This is a genomic window from Schumannella sp. 10F1B-5-1 (assembly GCF_006517535.1).
GTDB lineage: Bacteria > Actinomycetota > Actinomycetes > Actinomycetales > Microbacteriaceae > Schumannella.
Map to the genome: position 1 here is coordinate 1 of NZ_VHQH01000320.1, position 531 is coordinate 531.

1 pseudogene is annotated in these 531 nt (G+C 63.8%); it reads right to left on the minus strand.

Annotated features, from left to right (window positions below):
- A pseudogene (locus tag FJ658_RS15865) lies at nt 1-353 on the minus strand (sugar ABC transporter substrate-binding protein); the annotation flags it as partial.
- Nucleotides 354-531 lie beyond the last annotated feature (178 nt).

Below are 531 nucleotides of genomic sequence, written 5' to 3' on the forward strand. Positions count from 1 at the left end.
ACCGGCACGCCCTCGGCCTTGGCCTTGTCGACGACGGCGGAGCCGGCGCCCTGGTAGTCGACGACGAGCATCACGCCGCAGCCCTTGGAGAACTGCTGGTCGGCGATGGTCGCCATCTTGTCGGTCGAGCCCTGGGCGTTCTGGATGTCGGCCTCGAAGCCGGCGTCGGTGAACGCCTTCTCGAGCGCGGGGCGGTCGCCGTTCTCCCAGCGGTCCGACGACTCCGTGTCGGGCAGGATGACGCAGGCGCGCGTGGAGGCGGTTCCGCCTCCGTTGCCGCCATCACCCGAGGTGGACGAACATCCGGCAAGAACCAGCGCAGAAGCGCCGGCGAGTGCAGCGATCGAAATCAACGATGACTTCTTCACGTCACTCCCTTTCTCATGGTGTGAGGGGGAACTTCCTCGAAGTACCTCTGCTCGGCTGTGAACAGTGGCAGTGCGATTGTGCACTGCATTCAAGAGTTGAAGATACCCGGCGCGGCCGATATTCGGTAACTATTCGGTAACAGCCCAGGAATCACGGGGGATG